The sequence below is a fragment of the Arthrobacter sp. P4_F11 genome (genome assembly GCF_056401395.1).
Genome location: NZ_JBFUJK010000005.1, coordinates 145965 through 163344, shown reverse-complemented (window position 1 = coordinate 163344; position 17380 = coordinate 145965). Strand labels below are relative to the sequence as shown.

General features: G+C 69.7%; 12 protein-coding genes. 3 read left to right on the top strand and 9 right to left on the bottom strand.

The window, feature by feature from the left end; translation table 11 throughout:
• Positions 1 to 6: 6 nt before the first annotated feature.
• Entirely contained in the window at positions 7 to 1506 is a 1500-nt protein-coding gene (locus AC1DRO_RS07860; RefSeq protein ID WP_243179863.1) for an NAD-dependent succinate-semialdehyde dehydrogenase, read from the bottom strand.
• Between the two features lie 288 nt (positions 1507 to 1794).
• A complete protein-coding gene (gene rsmI, locus AC1DRO_RS07855; RefSeq protein WP_476950423.1) occupies positions 1795 to 2751 on the bottom strand; it encodes a 16S rRNA (cytidine(1402)-2'-O)-methyltransferase in 957 nt (318 codons plus the stop codon).
• Between the two features lie 57 nt (positions 2752 to 2808).
• Here rsmI and AC1DRO_RS07850 point away from each other — a divergent pair, with 57 nt between their 5' ends.
• Entirely contained in the window at positions 2809 to 4566 is a 1758-nt protein-coding gene (locus AC1DRO_RS07850) for a dolichyl-phosphate-mannose--protein mannosyltransferase (RefSeq protein ID WP_476950422.1), read from the top strand.
• A 61-nt stretch (positions 4567 to 4627) separates the two neighbouring features.
• Positions 4628 to 6457 carry an AMP-dependent synthetase/ligase gene (locus AC1DRO_RS07845; protein WP_476950421.1) on the top strand — a complete coding sequence of 610 codons (1830 nt, stop codon included), beginning with the start codon at positions 4628 to 4630 and terminating at the stop codon, positions 6455 to 6457.
• 21 nt (positions 6458 to 6478) lie between these two features.
• Here AC1DRO_RS07845 and AC1DRO_RS07840 read toward each other — a convergent pair whose 3' ends face one another.
• The 5 genes from AC1DRO_RS07840 to AC1DRO_RS07820 form a co-directional block, all read right to left on the bottom strand.
• A complete protein-coding gene (locus AC1DRO_RS07840) occupies positions 6479 to 7669 on the bottom strand; it encodes a TIGR01906 family membrane protein (RefSeq protein ID WP_476950420.1) in 1191 nt (396 codons plus the stop codon).
• A 112-nt stretch (positions 7670 to 7781) separates the two neighbouring features.
• Positions 7782 to 9008, bottom strand: coding sequence for a L,D-transpeptidase (locus AC1DRO_RS07835; protein ID WP_476950419.1), 1227 nt, complete (start codon positions 9006 to 9008; stop codon positions 7782 to 7784).
• A gap of 158 nt (positions 9009 to 9166) precedes the next feature.
• A complete protein-coding gene (gene ahcY, locus AC1DRO_RS07830; protein WP_459384199.1) occupies positions 9167 to 10654 on the bottom strand; it encodes an adenosylhomocysteinase in 1488 nt (495 codons plus the stop codon).
• Between the two features lie 156 nt (positions 10655 to 10810).
• The gene (locus tag AC1DRO_RS07825; RefSeq protein ID WP_476950418.1) at positions 10811 to 11044 is read right to left on the bottom strand and encodes a hypothetical protein; all 234 of its coding nucleotides are present in this window, start codon (positions 11042 to 11044) and stop codon (positions 10811 to 10813) included.
• 93 nt (positions 11045 to 11137) lie between these two features.
• Positions 11138 to 11527: a DUF3499 domain-containing protein gene (locus AC1DRO_RS07820; RefSeq protein WP_476950417.1), complete on the bottom strand. Its 390-nt coding sequence runs from the start codon at positions 11525 to 11527 to the stop codon at positions 11138 to 11140.
• A gap of 210 nt (positions 11528 to 11737) precedes the next feature.
• Here AC1DRO_RS07820 and AC1DRO_RS07815 point away from each other — a divergent pair, with 210 nt between their 5' ends.
• Positions 11738 to 12289, top strand: coding sequence for a metallopeptidase family protein (locus AC1DRO_RS07815; RefSeq protein WP_028277395.1), 552 nt, complete (start codon positions 11738 to 11740; stop codon positions 12287 to 12289).
• 29 nt (positions 12290 to 12318) lie between these two features.
• On the opposite strand, the gene AC1DRO_RS07810 is transcribed toward AC1DRO_RS07815, so the two are convergent.
• Positions 12319 to 13980 carry a DUF5719 family protein gene (locus tag AC1DRO_RS07810; RefSeq protein ID WP_476950416.1) on the bottom strand — a complete coding sequence of 554 codons (1662 nt, stop codon included), beginning with the start codon at positions 13978 to 13980 and terminating at the stop codon, positions 12319 to 12321.
• Entirely contained in the window at positions 13973 to 17359 is a 3387-nt protein-coding gene (locus AC1DRO_RS07805; RefSeq protein ID WP_476950415.1) for a glycosyltransferase family 2 protein, read from the bottom strand. The genes AC1DRO_RS07810 and AC1DRO_RS07805 overlap by 8 nt, the downstream gene beginning before the upstream one ends.
• Positions 17360 to 17380 lie beyond the last annotated feature (21 nt).

The window sequence follows — 17380 nt, the reverse complement described above, 5'->3', positions numbered from 1 at the left end:
GTGTGGCTAGCCGGCGTAGGGGTCGGCGATGCCGATGTACTGCGTGTAGAGGTATTCCTCGATGCCCTCGAGGCCGCCTTCGCGGCCCAGGCCGGACTGCTTGACGCCGCCGAACGGGGCGGCAGCGTTGGAGACCACGCCGGCGTTCAGGCCCAGCATGCCGGTCTCGAGCCGTTCGCCCATCCGGATGCCCCGGTTCAAGTCCCGGGTGAAGACGTAGGCCACCAGCCCGTATTCGGTGTTGTTCGCGAGCCGGACAGCCTCGTCCTCGGTGTCAAAGGTGATGATCGGGGCGACGGGTCCGAAGATTTCCTCGGACAGGATCCGGCTGCCCTCGGTCACGCCGGTGAGGATCGTGGGCTTGTAGAAGTAGCCCGGGCCCTCGACGGCGGAGCCGCCGGTCACGGCGACAGCACCGGAGTTCACGGCGTCGGTGACGAGTTCGTGGACCTTGTCCCGGCTCTTGGCATCGATCAGCGGGCCGACCTTGGACTCGGCCTCGGTGCCCCGGGCCGTGGTCATCTCCGCCATCTTCGCGGCGAACTTCTCCGCGAACTCGGCCGCGACGGACTCGTGCACGATGAACCGGTTCGCCGCCGTGCAGGCCTCGCCCATGTTCCGCAGCTTCGCCAGCATCGCCCCGGCGACGGCGGCGTCGATGTCGGCGTCCCCGAACACGACGAACGGGGCGTTCCCGCCGAGTTCCATCGAGGTCCGGAGCACCGTCTCGGACGCATCAGCGAGCAGCCGGCGGCCGACCTCGGTGGAACCGGTGAAGGACAGCTTGCGCAGGCGCTGATCCTTGATCAGCGGACCCGTGGTGGCGCCGGCCGTGGAGGTCGGGATGACGTTCAGGACACCGGCGGGCAGGCCGGCCTCGACCATCACGGCCGCGAACAGCTGGGAGGTCAGCGGGGTCAGGTTCGCGGACTTGAGCACCATCGTGCAGCCGGCCGCGACCGCGGGGGCGATCTTGCGGGTGGCCATCGCCAGCGGGAAGTTCCACGGCGTAATCAAAAGGCACGGGCCCACGGGCTTCTTGGTCACCAGCAGCCGGGACTTGCCGTCCGGGGAGACCGAGTAGCGGCCGAACGCGCGGACGGCCTCTTCCGAGAACCAGCGCAGGAACTCGGCGCCATAGGTGACCTCGCCACGGGCCTCGGCCAGCGGCTTGCCCATCTCCAGGGTCATCAGGAGCGCGAAGTCCTCGGCCCGTTCGGTCACCAGCTCGAAGGCGCGGCGCAGGATCTCGCCGCGTTCCCGGGCCGGGACCTTGGCCCAGGACTCCTGCGCGGCAGCGGCCGCGTCCAGGGCCGCCTTGCCGTCTTCGGGACCGGCGTCGGCAATGCTGAGCAGGACCTTCCCGGTCGCGGGATCCTCGACGTCGAAGGTCTTCCCGGACACGGCCGGACGCCATTCGCCGTTGATCAGCAGACCCGTCGGAACGGACGCCAGCAGGGCGCTCTCCCGGTCCGCGGAAACAATAGGCTGGGCAGTTACAGTCACAATGACTCCCTCGTCAGCAATTCGGTTGAACTAGTGTGGGCACAAGTTTTTGAATGAGTTTTCGTTGTAGGCGCTCGTTCCCACAGGCAGGCACGGGCGTCTGGATTACTGCCACGCTACTGCCGCGCTCACTGGCAAGTCTATGCATGCGCGCACTACTGTATCCAAACTATGCTGTGCAGCTGCACAACCGTTCTGTGTGGGCGTGGAGCCCGGTTCCGGCCCCGGAGGCACGGCGGCGCGCCGGAACCTGCCGCCCGGCACCCAGCACCTGGCTCAGCGCACGGCTCAGCGCGCGGCGAGGACCGCGGCATAGAGTTCGCGCTTGCTGACCTTCGCGTCATCGGCCACTGCGGCGACGGCCTCCTTCAGCCGGATGCCCTGGGCTATCAGCCCGTTGACGGCAGCCACATGATCCTCGGGACGGCCGGGTTCGCGTTCCGGGGCGCCGCCCACCACCACGGCAATTTCGCCGCGCACTTCGCTGGACTCGGCCCATTCAAGCAGTTCGCGCAGGGTGCCGCGGATGACCTCTTCATAGGTCTTGGTGAGTTCACGGCAGACGGCGGCCCGGCGGTCGGCGCCAAAGCTCTCCCGCAGGGCCCTCAGCATGGGCTCCAGCCGGTGCGGTGCCTCGAAAAACACCATGGTGCGCCGCTCGGTGTCGAGATCCGCCAGCCGCGAGGAACGTTCACCGGCCTTGCGCGGCAGGAAGCCCTCGAAGCAGAACCGGTCCGTCGGCAGGCCCGACAGGGCCAGGGCGGTCAGCACGGCGGAGGGTCCCGGCGCCGCGGTGACGGTGAGGCCGGCCGCCACGGCGCCTTCAACCAGCCGGAACCCCGGATCAGAGACCGAGGGCATGCCGGCGTCGGTCACCATCACCAGGGTCTTGCCGGACCGGACCTGCGCCAGCAGGTCAGCCGTCTTGGCTGCCTCATTGTGCTCGTGATAGCTGATGATCCGGCCCGCCACGGTGACGCCGAGGTTCTGCACGAGGCGGTGCAGCCTCCGGGTGTCCTCCGCGGCGACGATGTCCGCCGTCGCGAGCAACTCCACGAGCCTCGCCGAGGCATCGCCCGCATTGCCGATCGGCGTCGCGGCGAGGACGATCCTGCCAGGCCCGCCGGAGGCGGACACAGCGGCGGACACAGACGCCGAATCAGCGGCGGGAACGGCGGCGGCGTCATCGCCGTCGAGGGGAGGATCGAGGGGAGGAAGGGGGGAAGGGCTGGGTTCGTGGTCCACAGGACCAGCCTACTGCCGCCGGGGCGGGGGCCTGCGGGCACAGCTGCGAAAGGTAGCATGGGCAACGTGACCCAGACCCCCACGCGGCAGCCCGAGACTGGCCCTGATGCTTCGCCGGCAACAGGTCCCGGCCGTCCCGACGGCCGGGCGGCCGGCAAGGACCGGAGCCGCTTAAGCACCGGCCGCAACCTTGAAGGGCACCGCTGGATCGGCCGCCCCGCCGAGGCCAACACCCCGGAGGCCCTCCGTGAGCGCCTGATCGGCGGCCTCCAGAGCTGGCGGGACTACCCGGCGTCGCTTCGGCTCTGGTACTGGCTCATTCCCGTCCTGACGGCCGCGCTGGGCGGCGTCCTGCGGTTCGTCCGGCTGGACACGCCGCGCAACCTGGTCTTTGACGAAACGTACTATGTCAAAGACGCGTACTCATTCCTGGTCAGCGGATACGAGCGCAGCTGGCCGGACCGGGCGAACGACTCGTTCATCGCCGGCAACCCCGGCGTGCTGCTGAACACGCCGGAGTACGTCGTCCACCCGCCGGTCGGCAAGTGGATGATCGCCGCGGGCATGTGGCTGTTCGGGGCGGACAACCCCTTCGGCTGGCGGTTCGGTGCGGCCCTGACGGGGACACTGTCCATCCTCCTGCTGGCCCTGATCGCGCAAAAGCTCTTCCGCTCGCTCACCCTGGGTGCCGTGGCCGGCATCCTGCTCGCCGTGGACGGCCACCACCTGGTCATGTCCCGGACCTCGCTGCTGGACATCTTCCTGATGTTTTGGATCCTCGCCGCGTTCGGGGCCCTGCTGATGGACCGCGACGACGGCCGGAGGCGGCTCGCTGCCCGGCTCGGCCGGCAGGCCGCGGCCTCCGCCACGGGGCGGCCCTCGGCGCTGCAGCTCACCTCCGGGCCCTGGCTCGGCATCCGGTGGTGGCGCCTCGCGGCGGGCGTCTGCCTGGGCCTGGCGGTCGGCACGAAATGGTCCGCCCTGTTCTTTCTGGCCGGATTCGGCCTGCTGACCGTCTTCTGGGACCTCAGCGCGCGGCGCATAGCCGGCGTGCATGCCTGGATCAGCGGCGGCATCCTCAAGGACGGCGTCCCGGCCTTCCTGAGCATCGTTCCGGTGGCCGCCCTGGTCTACGGCGCCACATGGACCGGGTGGTTCCGGTCCACGGACGCCTACTTCAGGCATTGGGCCGAGGCCAACCCCTCGGCCGAGTGGGGCTGGCTGCCGAACGCCGTACGGTCCCTGGCGCATTACCACCTGGAGGCCTACAAGTTCCACCAGGGCCTCAGTGCCGACCACCCCTACGAGGCCAGCGCCTGGAGCTGGCTGGTCATGGGCCGGCCCACGTCCTTCTTCTATGAATCCCCCGGGCAGGGCACCCCGGGCTGCGAGCTGACCAACTGCACCACCGCCATCCTCTCCGTCGGCAACCCGTTGATCTGGTGGAGCGCGGCCGTGAGCCTGGGTGTCCTGCTGTTCTGGTGGGCGGGCCGCCGCGACTGGCGCGCCGGCGCAGTCCTGGCCGGAGTGGCCGCAGGATATCTCCCCTGGTTCATGTACCCGGAGCGCACCACCTTCTTCTTCTACGCCGTGTCCTTTGAACCGTTCCTGGTGCTGGCGCTCGTCTATTGCCTGGGGCTGGTGCTCGGCCAGCGCGCCGACCCCCTCTGGCGCCGGCGGTCCGGGTTCTACCTGGTGGCGCTGTTCGTGGTGGCGGCCGTGCTGGTGTCCGCGTTCTTCTACCCGGTCTGGACGGCCGAGGTGATCCCGTACCAGGACTGGCGCATCCGGATGTGGATGCCGTCCTGGATCTAGGGCAGGATTGCAGGGGAATGTCCGCCGAACTCCGGGCGGACCAGGAAATGGAGACTCGGCTGTGAGAGAAGCAAGCACCGGACTGCTCGTGGAGCTGGACCCGGAGAGCAACGTGACTGACCTGCTCCTGGAGCAGCACGCGAAGGATCCCGTGCACGCCCTCTACTCCCGCAAAGGCCCCGGCGGCTGGACCGACGTCTCCGTCCAGCACTTCCTGGAGCAGGTCACTGCCCTGGCCAAGGGCCTGATCGCCGGCGGACTCACGCCGGGCGAGACCGTCGCGGTCATGTCCGCCACCCGGTACGAGTGGACGGTGGTGGACTTCGCCATCTGGTTCGCCGGCGGCGTCACCGTTCCGATCTACGAGACCTCCTCCGCGTCCCAGGTCGAGTGGATTCTCCATGATTCGGGGGCCCGGCGGGTGTTCGTCGAGGACCACGCCAGGGCCGCTCTCGTCCAGGGCGTCCTGGACGCCTCCACCGTCCTCGGTGACCGGCTTGTTGCCGTCGTGCGGATGGAGCACGACGGCGCCGCACCGAACCTGGCGAGCATGGCCGCGGCCGGCACCGGGGTGACCGACGCCGAGCTGGAACGCCACCGGACCGCGGCGTCCCTGGCGGATGTCGCGTCCCTGGTCTACACCTCGGGCACCACCGGCAAGCCCAAGGGCTGCGAGATCACCCACGCCAACTTTGCCCTGGTGGCCAAGAACATCGTCCTGTTCCTGCCCGAGCTCCTCATGCAGCCGCGTTCCCGGACGCTGATGTTCCTGCCCCTGGCGCACGTCCTGGCCCGGGCGGTGCAGGTGGTCTGCCTTAGCTCCGGATCCACCCTCGGCCACACCGCCAGCGCCAAAGAGCTCCTGGACGATCTGGACAGCTTCAAACCCACCTTTCTGCTGGTGGTCCCCCGGATCTTCGAAAAGGTCTACGCCGGAGCCGCGCAGAAGGCGGACGCCGCCGGCAAGGAACGTATCTTCACAGCCGCAGCGGCGGCCGCGATCGACTACTCCAAGGCCCTCGACGCCGCCTCCCGGGGCAACGGCACGGGCCCGGGGCTCCTGCTGCGTGCCCGGCACGCAGTCTTCGACCGGATCCTGTATCCCAGGCTCCGGCAGGCCTTCGGCGGCCAGCTGCGGTACACGGTCTCCGGCGCGAGCCCGCTGAGCTCCAACGACGCCCATTTTTTCCGCGGCGTGGGCATCCCCGTCCTGGAAGGGTACGGCCTGACCGAAACCACGGCGCCCTGCACAGCCAACACCCCGACACGGACCAAGGTGGGCACCGTCGGCATCCCGATTCCGGGCACCACAGTCCGGGTGGCTGACGACGGCGAGATCCTGGTCAAGGGCATTGGCGTCTTCAAGGGCTACCACGCGAACGAGGCCGCCAACGCTGAGGCCTTCGTGGACGGTTTCTTCCGGACCGGCGACCTCGGTTCCCTCGACGAGGACGGATTCCTGACCATCACGGGCCGGAAGAAGGACCTGCTGGTCACGGCCGGCGGCAAGAATGTCGCCCCGGGCCCGCTCGAGGAGAAGATCCGGGAGCACCAGCTGGTCGGACAGGCCGTGATCGTTGGCGACGGCCGGCCCTTCGTCTCTGCACTGGTGAACCTGGACCCGGAAGGACTGCGCAACTGGTGCGCCGCCCGGAAGGTGCCCGTCATGGCGCCGGCCGAAGCCGCCGCGGACCAGACGGTCCGCGCCGCGATCCAGGAAGCCATCGATGCCGCGAACCTCACGGTCTCCAAGGCCGAGTCGATCCGCAGCTTCGTCATCCTGGACGCCGACTTCACCGTGGAATCAGGGCACCTGACCCCCTCGCTCAAACTCAAGCGGGCCGCCGTCGTGCGGGACTACGAACAGCACATCAACCGGATCTACGGCTGACCCCGGGCAACCGGCCCGTCGTCAGACGGTGTGCCGGGTGCGCGCCGGGCCCTCTGCGTCGCTGCCGGCCGTGCCGTCCGCCGCGGGCGCAGCCTCGGCGGTGGCGCCAGTGCCGGCATCAGTATCGGTGCCCTTGGATGTGGCGGCGGCCTTCTTGCCGAGGCCGCGGCGCCGGCGCGTGGGCCAGGTCAGGACGAGGGTGACCAAGGAAGCGAGCAGCACGAGGCTTCCGATGACGATCCCGGCGTCCATCCAGAACTGGCCCGGGAAGAGCCGGATCAGGGTGTCCTGAAGCGTAAATGTCCAGGTCCCGTTGGCGAAGAAAATACGGTGGAAATCGGTGAAGAACTGCTCCCAGCCGAGTACCGCAAGGGTCCCGAGGCCGATGATGAGCGCAAGGGTGAAGATCGAGCCGGCGAACAGGCCGCGGCGGACTCCCCCGTTATGGCGGCGCTTGAGGTAGATCACGGCCACCAGGCCCAGCAGGATCAGCAGGGTACCGGCGCCGAAAGTGGACAGGATCACGGCCTTGACGTCGACCATGTGGCTGACTTCGCCGTCCTTGAACAACCGCTCCCCGCTTTGGTCCACAAGATCGCCGAGGTAGCGGGGGCCCGACCAGTTGCTGAGGTAGTCCACCGCGTAGGAACCGTACGTCATGCGGTCATCGGTGCTGAAGCCGTAGCCGTCACCGGGGAAGCCCGGACGGTTGTATTCCACCCAGAGGAACAGAGGGCTGGTCACGGCGCGGACGGCGAGCACCAGCAGGATAACCGGGTAGAACACGGCGAGCAGCACCTGAAGCACCCGCGGGAGGACGGGCTTGGCCTTGGCCGCCTGCTCGCGTTCGGCATTCCGGCGTTCGGCGTTGCGGCGTTCGACTTCGTCCTCGGGGGCGGTGTCAGGACGTGCGCCGGCTGATACGCCGGCTCCTGCCCCGCGCGCCTTGTCATCCGACGGGGCAGCATTCGACGTGGCCACATCCGACTGGGCAGTATCCGACGGCCCCGTGGCGGCGGCCTCGGCCGCCTTGCGGTCGGCGCGGCTCTCCGGCTGGCTGGCGGTGGGCGTTGCCGACGGCGCTGGCGTGCCCGCAGTGGGCTTGCCGGCGGCGGCCGGCTTCATCCAGTCGAACGCCGGTTCGTCGGTGTCGTCCGACGGATCCAGGTGCGGATCCGGCCGGTCGGGAGGGGTGGGACTCTTGTCAGTCACGTGGAGCTTCGCTTCCGTAGGCTTCTGCGCTGCCCGGCCTGCGCCCGGCTGCGCAACTTATCTGGCTCTGAGCCTACCGTCAGAGGATTGGGCTCAGCGAGGTGCCACCCCGTCAGTTGGCGTATTGGGCCCAAGGGATGTTCCAGTCCCCGAAGCCGTCATCGAAGTTGGCGTACTCCCCCTCGGTGTTCACCACCTGGACGACGTCGCCGGTGGTCATATTGTCGAACACCCACTTCGCGCCGTCCGGGCCCAGGCCGATACAGCCGTGGGAGAGGTTCGTCTTGCCGATATAGGGCATCGCGGACTCCGTGGCCTGATGGATGAATTCCCCGCTGGGCGTCAGGCGCGTGGCGTAGTTGACGTCCAGCTGGCCGTAGTAGGCCGGGTCCCCCGGTTTGAGCCCAATAGTGGAGGCATCCATGTGCTCCACACGGTGCTTCTCCATGAACACGAGGAAGCCCCGTGCCGACGGGAACCGGGTGTCGCCCATGGTCGCCGGCCAGTGGCCGGCCGGCTTGTCGTTGATGCTGACCGAGAACGTATGGGCCTTGGCATCGGCGACGGCCACCTTCTTGTCCCCGATGTGGACCGTTACTGTCTTGTTGAAGTTGCCGACCTGCCCGTTGCCTAGCTCGACGCCGAACAGCTTCATGTCCATGGTGATGGTGCTGTTCGCGGCCCAGAAGGCCTCCGGCCGGTACCTGACAGTGTTGTTGTTGAACCAGTGGAAATCACCCACCTGGCCGGACGTCGAGGTGATCTTGATGGCCTTTTCGACGGCGGTCCGGTTCAGGACCGGCTCGCTGAAGGTGATCTGCAGGGGCTGGGCCACACCCACCTTCATCCCGTCCAAGGGGTATATGGCGGCGTCAGCCTCGTTGGCGGTCGAGACGGTGGTGAACGCGCGCGTGCTGTGGGTCTCGCGTCCCGCGTCGTCCACCACGGAGTACGTGAAGTTATACCGCGTGTTGAACGTCAGGTTGCCGGAGGACGTCCAGGCGGACCCGTCCGTGCCCAAGGTGCCGTCAACGGTGTCGCCGTCATCGCTCGTCAGGGCCACGCGGTCAATCCGGCCGTTCGTGACCTTGAGGGAAACCGGCGCCGCAGGGTTGACCTGCTTGGCGCCGTCGGCGGGCGAGACGGCCAGTTCAGCGGGGGCGACCACCGGGACGGCAAGTCCCGGCGTCGTCCGGGCCGGGGATCCGGCCTCGGAGGAAATCCCGGACTGGGCCAGCCCCGGAGCCGCCGCGGCGAAGGCTCCGCCGCCGGCTGCCAGGGCACAGAGCACCCCCAGCAGGGCGATCTTTCGGCCGGTACTCCAGGTTTTCAGGGCCATCACAGGACCCGGGCGTTTCCACACGTCATCCTGCCAGCATAAGCGAATTACCTTGGAACCCCGGCCCGATTCGACCACGATCCGGTTACAAAAGCGCCCCCAAAACGGTCACAGCAAAGGGCCCCGGACCTTCTTCCGGGGCCCTTTGGGAGGGGTTCCTAGTAGCGGTAGTGGCCGGGCTTGTACGGTCCGGCGACGTCGACGTCCAGGTACTCGGCCTGTTCCTTGGACAGCTCGGTCAGCTCCACATCGAGGGCACCCAGGTGCAGGCGGGCGACCTTTTCGTCCAGGATCTTGGGCAGGACGTACACCTGGTTCTCGTATTCCCGCTCGCCCTCGGGCTGGCCGGCCTTCGTGAACAGTTCAATCTGGGCGATGGTCTGGTTGGCGAAAGAGTTGCTCATGACGAACGAGGGGTGTCCGGTGGCGTTGCCGAGGTTCAGCAGGCGGCCTTCGGACAGGACGATGATGGAGCGGCCGCCCTTGCCCGTGGCCGGGTCAGCTTCGAAGACCCACTCGTGCACCTGGGGCTTGATCTCGACCTTCTTGATGCCGGGGACCCGCGCCAGCCCGGCCATGTCGATCTCATTGTCGAAGTGCCCGATGTTGCCCACGATGGCCTTGTCACGCATCTCGGCCATGTGCTTGGCCATGATGACGTCCTTGTTGCCCGTGGTGGTGATGAAGATGTGGCCTTCGCCGAGGACGGACTCCAGCTTGGCGACCTGGTAGCCGTCCATGGCCGCCTGGAGCGCGCAGATGGGGTCGATCTCCGTGACGATCACGCGCGACCCCTGGCCGCGGAAGGCCTCCGCTGCGCCCTTGCCGACGTCGCCGTAACCGCAGACGACGGCGACTTTGCCGCCCATCAGGACATCGGTGGCGCGGTTGATGCCGTCCGGCAGGGAGTGGCGGATGCCGTACTTGTTGTCGAACTTGCTCTTGGTGACAGAGTCGTTGACGTTGATCGCCGGGAAGAGCAGCTTGCCCTGCTCCGCCAGCTGGTACAGGCGGTGCACGCCCGTGGTGGTCTCCTCGGTGACGCCGAGCAGGAGGGCGCCGATGCGGGTCCATTTCTGCGGGTCGGCCTCGAGGGATGCGCGCAGCACGTCGAGGAACACCCGGCCTTCTTCGGACTCGTCCTCGGCGGCGGCGGGGACAGCACCGGCGGCCTCGAACTCGACACCCTTGTGCACCAGCATGGTGGCGTCGCCGCCGTCGTCCAGGATCATGTTCGGGCCCAGCTCAGGGTTGGCGTCGGCGCCCGGCCAGGTGAGGATCTGCTGGGCGGTCCACCAGTATTCCTCCAGCGTCTCGCCCTTCCAGGCGAAGACGGGGACTCCCTGGGGGTCCTCGACGGTGCCGTTGCCGACCACCACTGCGGCGGCGGCTTCGTCCTGGGTGGAGAAGATGTTGCAGGAGGCCCAGCGGACTTCGGCGCCGAGGGCGGTAAGGGTCTCGATCAGCACCGCGGTCTGGACGGTCATGTGCAGGGATCCGGCGATCCGGGCGCCCTTGAGCGGCTGGCTGGCGCCGAACTCCTCGCGCAGGGACATGAGTCCGGGCATCTCGTGCTCGGCGAGGCGGATCTGGTGGCGGCCCGCCTCGGCCAGGGAAATGTCCGCAATCTTGTAATCGAAAGTCATCTGAGTCCTTTGTTGTGGCCGGTGGCATCGCGTGTCTGGAGCTGGGCGATTCTGGATTGGAGCAGGATCTAAGCAGTCATTCGGTGCCGCGGGCATCCCCGATGGGTGCCCGGCAGCGTTTTGGGGCCGCTGTTCCGCGGCGTGGCGCGGGGCGCGCTATTCGGCGGCGTGGCGCGGGGCGGCGTCGTGCTGGTCAGCGGGGGCCGCCGCTGCGGCGGGCAGCAGTTCCGGCGGCAGCAGCAGCGGGATGCCGTCCTCGATTTTGTACCGCAGCTTGTTCCCGGCGCTATCTGCCGTGACGGTGACGAGCTCGTCGCCTTCCTGCACCAGGCCGGAGCCGGTGACGGGGCATCGCAGGACAGACAACAGTTCGGAACTGAGCTTGGGCATGGTTAACGCTCCCTGATGGGCGCCGCAACAGGGCGCCGGTGGCTGAGTGGCTGACGGCTTTTTGCAGTTTCCACCCTACCGCCAGTTGGCGCCTTAGGAAGGTTCGCGCAGGACGCGCAGATGTCCGCGCCGGGCACCCTCGGCCGGGGCCGGTGCCTCCAGCGCCGGGTGCAGCGTGCGCTGCCCCTTCGCCGTCTCCCCCGCAGCCGGCCGTGCGGCCGCCTCGCGGACCGCGTTGGCGAGGGCCAGGAGGTCGTCGGGGCCGGGACCGGCCGGAGTTGCGGGCATCGCCAGCCGCATGACTTCCCAGCCGCGCGGCACGGTCAGCGAATCGGCGTGCTGTTCGCACAAGTCATAGCAGTGCGGTTCGGCGTACGTCGCCAGCGGGCCCAGAACGGCCGTGGAGTCGGCGTAAACGTACGTCAAAGTGGCCACCGCAGAATTGCGGCAGGCAGACCTAGAACAAATACGAATTGCACCCACGACATCACAGACTACTCCCCCTCGGACCGGGCGCTGCGCATTGAAACGTCTGTCGTTGTGCCGCGGCGCGGCAGTGGTTGTGCCGCGGCGCGGCAGTGGTTGTGCCGCGGCGCGGCAGTGGTTGTGCCGCGGCGGGGCCGGGGCGGCGCGGCGGCGGATCGCCGTCGGGGCTGTATCGCGTATTTCATTGCGCGGGTTTAGAGTCAAGATATGCAGTCATCGCACCACGATTCGGGTTTCACGGTCCGGTTGGCTGACCCCGACGCCGGACGTACAGGCGCCGGTTCCGGCCCCGCCGGCGCGCCTCTGGCCGGGTCGCCCGCCGCCGTCCAGGGAAAGACCTTCCGGCAGCGCCGCAGGAACCGGCACGGCCGGGGCCTTCGTGGCGAGCTCATTCTCCCCACGCTGCCCGGCTACCGGACCCGCTCCGACCGCTTCGATGACTTCGTCCTGGACTCGGCCCAGCGGCTGCACGACATCTGGGGCAAGCCGCTCGACGGCGTCCGCTTCGCCGTTGACGAGATCCCCCCGGGCCTGGAGCAGCTCGTGGCGGACCGCACGCCCGCGCCGATGGGCGCTTTCACTGCTGCCACGGCCGAGGACGGACCGGTCATCACGCTGTACCGCCGGGTGGTGGAGCAGGTGTGCGGAACCCGGGACGAACTCCAGGACCTCGTGCACGACGTCGTCGTGGAATACACGGCCGAGATGCTCGGCGTACCCCCGGAGTCCCTCGACCCCGTCTATCGCCGCCGGTACTAGCCCGAGCCTGCTTCCGAACTGCCCCGGGCCTAATAGCCCAGCGTGACGGGGACCTGCCGTTGTCCTGCCGCTTCCGGCGCCAGCGCCACCGCGGAAATGTCCTGCCGGCCGTCCCGCGCCAGAACAAGTGCCCCGTACGCCGGATCCCCGGCGGCGGACACCACATAGCCCACGAGCGGCGAGCCGCCCACGTCAGCGGGGATCTTGATCGACACGGTGGTTCCGCCGGCAATGTCGGCGGTGCCCGCGGTCCGGATCTTGCCGTCCGCAGTGATCGGCGTGTAGGTCACTGTCGCCCGGCCGGCGGGGGCACCGAGAACGAGCTGCCGGTCGCCCGTGCGCGGCACCGCAACGATGTGCTGGCTGCCCAGCCGGGCCGAGGCGGCGGAAAACGCGATGTCCGCCGTGTCCCCGGCCTGCAGTCCCCGCGTGAGCCGGGCAGTGGCCGCGAACGAGACATCCGAGCTCGCCGCCACGGTGTAGGTCCCGGCCGGGACCCCGGCCAGGGAAACTTCCGTGACCGCGCCGGCCTTCGCCGTCACCACGCCGCCCCCGGGTAGCGCCTTCTGGCCGTCGGGACCATACAGCTTGATCTCGACCACAGCGTCGGTGGCCCCAGGCACGGCGACTTCGAGGGCCGGTCCGGCGTCGGCGAAGCCTGGCTTTGCCTTGAGCGCGGCCAGTGCCGCGGGATCCTGGATGTCGAGACCGGCGGCCACCTGACTGACGGACGGGGCGGTGCCGGGGGTGATGAAGTCGACGCCGCCGGGCGTGAGGCCGCGGAGCACGCTTTGCTGGATCACGGCAGCCACCGGGCCGCCGGTGCTGCGGACCCGCACGCCGAGCCGTTCCTGTCCCGGCGCGAGCCCGGCCAGGATGATGGAGCGGGTGCTGCCGGGCGCCACCAGCAGGCCGCGGCTTCCGGGAGCCTGGATCGGGCCTTCGGAGCCAAAGAGGTCCAGGCTCACGGTCGCCGGCGTGCTGGAGGCATTGGTCAGGTTCAGGACTGCCGACCGGCCGAGCGCCGTGTTGGCGCCGACCAGCCAGAGATCGTTACCGGGCTGCTGGCACGCGGCGGCCGCGGAACCCTGGAGGTCGCCGTCCTCGGCCGTGTAGCTCAGGACGGCGCCGGCAGCTGCCTGGTGGTTGTTTTGGGCATCGGCGCTGAGGACGCTGATGTTGTCCACCTCGCGCTGGGGCACGACGCCGGCGACCAGCACGGGCGTGCGGGCCGGGGGCGCGGAAGCTGCGGGCGCGGAAGCTGTGGGCGCGGCGCCCGGCGCGATTTCGGCGAGGGGGGCACCTTTGAGCGGGGCGAGCCGGCTGCCGGGGATGATGCCGGCGCTTGAGCCGAGCACGGCGGCGCTGACGGCTGTCTTCGCGGTGGCGGACTCCGGACTGAACTGGGGGTCGGTGCCCACGGGGGTGCCCTCAAGCAGCCGGGCCGGGCCCGGGCAGACCCCGACGCTGCTGCCGGCCGGAACCGCGGCGACGGGGGCCTCGAGCTGCCTGCTGGCGGGGTTCTGGGGCGTCAGCGACGCCGCCGATACCAGGCCGCCGCCCGCGGCAACGAGGGCGACCGCGGAGAGGATGCCGCCGATCACTCCAGCCCGCGGCAGGCGCCCCTTCCGCGGCGACGGACCCGTCGCGGCTTCCGTTTGGGTTTCTTTTTCGTTGTCGCCCTTAGACATGCTGAGGTTCCTTACGCAGGGAGGCTTCGTCCCTGGACAGGCCGGTGTTGGACCGGCGGGCAGGCATGGGCACGGCGAGGAGGACGGTCAGCCCGATCATCACGGCCTGCGCAATCCCGATCAGGACCGCCCACGGCGCTTCGTAACGGATGCTCAACTGGCCGCCCTGGGCCGGCAGGGTGAAGGCCTGCGACCATCCCGACGTCGTTGAGGTCAGGCGGCGCCCGTCAAGCCAGGCGCTCCAGCCCGGATCGGCCCGATCGGCGAGCACCACCAGGCGGCCCTCGGGGCCGGCCGGGACCGTGCCGGCCGCCGAGACTTCTTCGGAAGGGAGGAGTCCGGTGGCGGCGCCGCTGCCGTCCACTACCCGGACCCGGTGCGCGACGTCGGAGTCCGTGATGCCGGGCCGGTCCAGCGGGCTGACCCGCCAGAGCCAGCCCGTCCCCGTCTGGCCGACGGCGGCAAGTCCGGGGACTGCGTCCATGCGGCTGGCCGTCAATTCGGAGGCTGAATCGGCAACCCGGAGCACGACAAAGCCGACGCCGAGCCGCTCGAGGTCCTCCCGCGGATCCACGCCTTCGCCGGCGACGATGGTGGCCACGACGTTCCGGAGCGATCCGGCGACGGCGTCGTCGTCGCGGACCGTCTCCTGGCCCGGCGCTCCCAGGATGCCGCGGGCGGCGGCGATCGTTGAGAGTGCGTCCAGGGTAGTCCCGGCTCCGCGCATGAGTGTTGCGTCGAAGCTTCCGTCCTCGTTGCTGGCAATCAGGAGCGTCCTGGACTGTTCCGGGCCCTCGCCGCGATCAACCGCCGTGGCGGGCAGCGTGCGGGCCTGGGCAGGCTGGACGAGCCTCGGGGTCCCGAGACCGGTGTGTCCCGCGGTGGCTGCCGGTGCCTCTGTTGGTGTCTGCGACGTAGGCTGCAGCAGGTTTTGTGCGGTCCACACGGTGAACCCGGCCAGGGGCGCGGCCAGCAGCAGGACCATGGATGCCGCGGCCGCGCCGCGGATCAGGACCTTCCGTGCCAGCCCGGTACCGGCGGTCCGGTCGGCGGCGTCCAGGAGCCCTTCGGCTCCGATCAGGGCAGCGCCCAGGAACGCGAACGCGGCCGCCGAAACGGCGGGGCCGGGGAACGGCGTGACCAGGACCTCGGCGCTGGCGCCGGAGGCGACATGCCCGGCGAGCCAGCCGCCGGCCAGCATCAGGACGGCCACGGCCCACAGGCCCCGTGCCGTCCGGGTGCGTCCGGCCAGCACAAGCCGGCGCGGCATGAAGAGTGCGGCCAGGGCCAGCAGCAGCACCGGCAGCCCGAACAGCAAGGCCAGCAGCAGTGCCCACGGCAGACCGGCCGGCCCGGCGGAACCGGCGGCGGACCCGCCGAAGGCGCTGAGCCCGGTGAGTCCGGCGCCGGCGTCGAAGTTCAGTGGCTGCCCCAGGGCCTGTTGCCACAGTGGGGCGGCGTCGAAACCGAGCGGCAGGCCCGGGTCGGCCAGGAGCGCCCGCGGCCGGTCCAGGACCGAGAAGGCGAAGGGCAGGAACAGTGCCAGGCTGGGCAGGAGCGCCCACCACACCGTGCGGCCGCGCCGGCCCAGCAGCACGCCGCAGACGGCCACGACGGCCATCGACGGCAGCAGCAGCGAGGGCGCCGCGGCGGTGACTACGGCCAGGGCGAGGCCCGCGGCGGCCGCAGCCGTCCACGACGGCGTCCCGTTGACGCCGGGACGGGCGGCCGGCGTGGGGATGGACCGTCCCTGTCCCGGGGCAGGGACGGCATGGATGCCGCGGCCCGCGGCCGTGCCGGTCGCGCGGAGCAGCGCCAGGACGACCACCGGGATCATGACGTGCGCGACCAAGGCGCCGAGCCGGCCCTGGTTCAGGGACACCTGGAGTGCCGGCGCCGCGGCCCACAGCAGGGCGGCCGCAAGGCGCAGCCTCCGGCGGGCAGTCAGGGCGCCGGCAGCGAACCACGCGCCCAGCGCAGACAGCGGCATGGCGAGGATCAACAACCAGCCCACGCCGCCGTTGGCATCGCCGGCACCGAGCACACCGAGCACCCACAGCAGGTAGCCAAAGGGGTCGCCGTGGCCCGGAAGGCCCGCGCCCAGACTGATCCACCAGGTGGAGGCATGGTTCCAGATTTCGGAGAGGCGCAGTGAGACGGGGATCAGCGCGCCGCCGGAGACGGCCGGGGCCCGGAACAGGCTAAGCAACCCTGTCAGGGAGACCGCCAGGGTCAGGAGTATGGCCAGCACTGCACCGCTGCCCACCCACCCGCGGTCCGGGGTGGCGATGGCGGCGAAGTCGTCGGTGTTCCCGGTGGGCTGCTCGGCCAGCGGACCGGCACCCGTCAATTCGCTGCCGAAGTCGTCGGCGCCGAGCGCCTCAATCAGGGAGCGCCGGTGCGCCCAGACCTCACGGCGCGGCGTCTGCAGTCCCTTCATGACGGAGCGCCGGATCCGGCGGGTCCGCGCGGCATTGCGGCGTCCGCGGACCACCGCCGCCGGGCGGCCCAGTGCGGCAAAGGTCGCCAGCAGTTGGGAGAACCCGTGCCCCGGGTCCTTGACCGCAATGCTCAGGACGAGTTTGAAGAGGCTGCCCAGGAGGGCGCCGGCCGCGTGCAGCGGGACTTTCCAGCCGGCCGCGTGCTTGAGCCGCAGGTGCACCTGTGCCTTGCGTGCGGCCGTCGCGTTGCCAAGGGCGTGGGGACGGTGCGAGACATGGAACATCCGGGCGCTGGGGACCACCACCACGCGGTGCCCGGCGAGGCGGTTGCGCCAGCAGAAGTCGACGTCGTCGCCGCTTCCGGGCAGGGCCGGATCGAAGCCCCGGAGCTCCTCCCAGATGTCGCGGCGGACCAGCATGCCGGCGGAATTGACCGCAAAGGTATCGCTGCGGCCGTCGTACTGGCCCTGGTCGAGCTCGTCGGCGTCGATCAGCGTCAGCCGCTCGGCCCAGCGGCTCGTGGAGAGTCCGACGTCGATCAGCCGCCGCTCGGCATGCCAGTCCAGCTGCTTGCAGCCTGCCACCGTGACCGACGGCGCCCGCTCGACTGCACGGAGGAGTTCGGCCAGGGCCTCGGGTGCCGGTGCGGCGTCGTCGTGCAGCAGCCAGATCCAGTCGGTGCCCGGCGCCGTGGCGGCGGAGCCCTCCGCAGGCCACGGCGCGAGGGCCTTGAGCCCGGCCATGACGGCTCCACCCATGCCGGACCTGGGCTGGTCGAAGACTGTGACGTTGGCCTTGCCCAGTTCCTGTTCAAGGAGGGCGGCAGAGTGGTCGCGGGATCCGGTGTCGACACCGATCACGGCGTCGGCGGGCCGTGTTTGGGCCGCCAGCGCCGCAAGGGTCCTGGGGAGAAAATCACCGCCGTCGTGGGAGACCACGACGGCGGTGACTCGTACTTC